The 3818-nt window shown below is 68.7% G+C and carries 4 protein-coding genes and 1 pseudogene; 1 reads left to right on the plus strand and 4 read right to left on the minus strand.

All coding sequences use genetic code 11. The features are described 5' to 3' along the window. The 4 genes from G3O00_RS43730 to G3O00_RS40940 form a co-directional block, all read right to left on the minus strand. Positions 1–342, minus strand: a 342-nt coding sequence (locus G3O00_RS43730; protein ID WP_241025576.1) for a LysE family transporter, incomplete at its 3' end; no start/stop codon positions are given. A gap of 130 nt (positions 343–472) precedes the next feature. Beyond that, the gene (locus tag G3O00_RS40930; RefSeq protein WP_011353499.1) at positions 473–1288 is read right to left on the minus strand and encodes an endonuclease/exonuclease/phosphatase family protein; all 816 of its coding nucleotides are present in this window, start codon (positions 1286–1288) and stop codon (positions 473–475) included. A 5-nt stretch (positions 1289–1293) separates the two neighbouring features. Beyond that, entirely contained in the window at positions 1294–1782 is a 489-nt protein-coding gene (locus G3O00_RS40935; RefSeq protein WP_206146400.1) for a hypothetical protein, read from the minus strand. Between the two features lie 146 nt (positions 1783–1928). Next, positions 1929–2657 carry a nitroreductase gene (locus tag G3O00_RS40940; RefSeq protein WP_206146401.1) on the minus strand — a complete coding sequence of 243 codons (729 nt, stop codon included), beginning with the start codon at positions 2655–2657 and terminating at the stop codon, positions 1929–1931. Between the two features lie 229 nt (positions 2658–2886). Between G3O00_RS40940 and G3O00_RS40945 the strand changes: the two are divergent. Next, positions 2887–3756 (plus strand): annotated as a pseudogene (locus tag G3O00_RS40945) (AAA family ATPase); the annotation flags it as partial. Positions 3757–3818: the final 62 nt, after the last annotated feature.

Here is a 3818-nt window from a genome sequence, read left to right on the forward strand (position 1 = left end):
AATGTGGAATATGTATACGAGCATCGGTCTCGGCCAGGCGCCGAAGGTCGGATTCCCGGGCGCGGTGGCTGGCCGCCTGCGTCCGTGGAAGAGCTGGCGCCGCATCGAGCAGGCGACGATGTCGTACATCCATTCGACCTGGTGCAGCACGGCCGCGAGGCCGAGCATCGCGAGCGTCGCCCACGCGATCGACGCGGTGCCGACGCCGAGCGCCGACGCGGCACCGAGGCTGCGCCTGCCCGCGAGCGACAGTTGCGAAATCATGAAGAAATTCGGGCCGGGGGTGATCGCCGCGACGAGATAGACGACGGCGATTTGCAGCAGGATCGGCAGGTAGGTCATGGCGGCGCGGCCCGGCGGCGGGGCGGAGCGGAATGGGCAAGGCGTTAATGTAGCGCGCGCTGCGCGGCCGCGCTTTGGCGGTGCTCAATCCGGTCGATATCCGGCTGGTATCCGGCCGGGATCGGGAGCGTTATTGCGGATCGAGGCGCAGGCGCGCGATGTACGGCAGGTGGTCCGACAGCCACGCGGCCTCGCCGGACGGCGCGCGCCATTCGAGCGGCGTCAGCCCGCGCACGAACATCTTGTCGAGCGCGAGCGCCGGCGAGAACGCGGGGAATGTGCGGCCCGATTCGCCGAGCAGCGTCGCGACCTCGGACAACCCGATCTCGCCGAACAGCGCGACCGAATCGTTGCGCCAGTCGTTGAAGTCGCCGGCGAGCATCAGCGGGCCGTCGCCTGCGTTGCGCACGATCCAGTGTGCGATCCAGTGCATCTGGCGCAGCCGCGCGGCGCGCGTGAGCGCGAGGTGTGCGCACAGCAGCGTGACCGGGCGGGCTCCCGCGAGCGTCGCGCGCGCGACCAGCAGCCCGCGCCGCTCGAAGCGGTGCGCGGAGATGTCCCAGCGGCCGCCGAGGTCGAGCGGGTGCGGTGACAGGATCGCATTGCCGTGCCGCCACGACGGCTTGAACACGTTCGGCCCGAGCGCGATCTGCCAGTCGAGTGCATGCGCGATCTCGGTGGCCTGGCAGTGCCAGACGTCGTCGACCGCATCGTCCATCGGCGCGCCGAAGCCGGGCGCGAGCACGGGCCGCGGCATGCGGCGCGCCATCGCTTCCTGCAGGAAATACACGTCGGCGTGCGTCGACTGCATCCAGTTGCGCATCGCGTTCCACGCGGTGAAGCCGAGCGGCGAGCGGCCCTTGTGCAGGTTCCAGCTCACCGCGGTGAGTTCGTCGGGGGCGGCGTGCGGTTCGGCGAACGGCAGGGACAGTGCGTCGGCGGACATGACGCTCAATCCTTCGCGACGTGCGCACGCACGCGGTACACGAGGTGCGGATGCTGCTCGACGAGCGTCCAGTCGGTCCACGCGTCGCCGCCGACCGTCAGGCCCGGGTGACTCGCGACGATTTGCCGCGGCGACGCGGGCACGCACGGATCGGCCGGCTTCGCTCCTTCGTCGTCGATCGTTTCCTGCACGTCGAGCGCGAGCGACACCGTGTTCGCACTGGCATCGACGGTGAGCGGCGCGACCGTCACCGAGCGCGAACGCTCGGTCGGCACGACGCGCGCGGCATTGCCGCAGCCGACCGGCACGGCGGACGGATAGCGATGGGTATCGGTACGGGTCTGACCCACGGTGGTGCGCTGCTGGAACGTGTCGATGGTCTGACCGTCGCGTACCACCTGGATCTCACACGCGACGGAGGCCGGTGCGGGGCTCTGCGCATGGGCGGCGAGCGCGATGCTCGCGAGCAGGACGGCCAGGCCGTGTTTCAGCATGAAACGTCTCCGGAAACGCGGAATAGCGGGGAACGGACGCACATCTTACGCCCGATCGATTTCGATCGCGATGTGACGGGACGCGCCGCGGCAGGTTCGCCGCAAGATGCGGTCCTGTCCGAAAGGTAGGGTCGCGCCATGCGTTTTCAAGCGAAAAAGCGCGTGAACTCGGCGACCGGCGCGCGCTCGGTGACGAGGCGGTTCTCGATCGCGTCGGGGTCCGCATGGCCGAGCGACATCCCGCAGACCAGCTGCTCATTGGCGGGAATGCCGAGGTGTTCGGTGACGATCCGGTGAAACGGCACGAACGCGGCCTGCGGGCAGGTATCGAGCCCGCGTGCGCGCGCGGCCGTCATCACACCCTGCAGGAACATTCCGCAGTCGAGCCAGGCGCCGTAGGTCATCACGCGGTCGAGCGTGAAGAACAGCGCGACCGGCGCATCGAAGAAGCGGAAGTTGCGTGCGTGCTGTGCATGCATGCGCGCCTTCTCGTCGCGGCCGATGTTCAACAGGCCGTACAGGTCCCAGCCGACCTTGCGGCGCCGGTCGATATACGGCGACACCCATTCGCGCGGGTAGTAGTCGTATTCGGCGACGTATTTCTCGTCGCGCGCGGGATCGTCGTGGGCCGCGGTGAGCGCGGCGGCGAGCGCATCGCGCGTCGCGCCCGTCGCGACGTACACGCGCCACGGCTGGATGTTGGTGCCCGACGGCGCGCGGCTCGCGGCTTCGAGGATCGCCTCGAGTGTGTCGCGCGGCACGGGCGTCGGCAGGAAGGAGCGGATCGCGCGGCGCGACGTGAGCGCCGCGTCGACGGTGTCGACGGCACCGATTGCATCGGCATCGACGCGCGGGACAGCAGTGGGGACGGACATCGGCATACCTTCGGGACGGGGTCCGACGCGCCGCGCGGGCGCCGTCGGCCAGGCCGGTGCGGCGGGTGGGTGAACCGACGATCATACGCCGCGGTGCGCCGGCGTGCAGTGCGCGCGGGTGTTAGCAGCAGACGCACGCGGCTGCTTGCTTGCGCGGGAATGCGGGATCGCTACACTGAAATCGTAAGGGTCTGATGGTCGTGTGACAGCAAGCGGCAGCGAGGTTGGTATGACGACGGCGATGGTGAAACAGGAACTGGCGGTGGCGTCCTTCAGCACGGTGTACGACCTCGAGCAGGTCGAGACGGCGCTGAGTGACCTGAACGAGAGCGCGAGCGACGCACTGCGCGCCACCTACGAGAGGATGCTCAAGACGGGCAATCTGCGCTTCTGCGTGAAGCCGAACCGGATGCCGTCGTTCGACGCGCTCGGCGAGGCATTGCCCAATTTCGCCGAGCCGCTCGACGACGTGCGCAAGCAGGTCGCACTGTGCCTCGAAACGGACGACCGGCTCGAACTGATGCCGATCCTGCTGCTCGGGCCCCCGGGCATCGGCAAGACGCACTTCGCGAAGGCGCTCGCGCAACTGCTCGGCACCGCGTACCACTACGTGCCGATGAGTTCGCTGACGGCCGGCTGGATCCTGTCGGGTGCGTCGTCGCAATGGAAGAACGCGAAGCCCGGCAAGGTGTTCGATGCGCTCGTGAACGGCAGCTACGCGAACCCGGTGATCGCGGTCGACGAGATCGACAAGGCCGGCAGCGATGCGCAATACGATCCGCTCGGCGCGCTGTACGCGTTGCTCGAGCACGACACCGCGCGCGCATTCATCGACGAATTCGCGGAAGTGCCGATCGATGCGGGCAACGTGATCTGGATCGCGACCGCGAACGACGCGCACGCGATTCCGGAGCCGCTGCTCAACCGGATGAACGTGTACGAAATCGAGCCGCCCGATGCGGCCGGCGCGCGCCGGATCGCGCAGACGATCTACGACGAAATCCGCACGTCGCATGCGTGGGGGCGGCGCTTCCCGGACACCCTCGGCGACGACGCGCTCGACGTGCTGGCCGCGACCGCGCCGCGCACGATGCGTCGCGCGGATCGGAAGCGCGTCGTGTAGGGACAGCGCGTAAGATACCGTGTAGATCGCGGTGGTCG

Source organism: Burkholderia sp. Ac-20384 (genome assembly GCF_017104605.1).
Lineage (GTDB): Bacteria > Pseudomonadota > Gammaproteobacteria > Burkholderiales > Burkholderiaceae > Burkholderia > Burkholderia lata.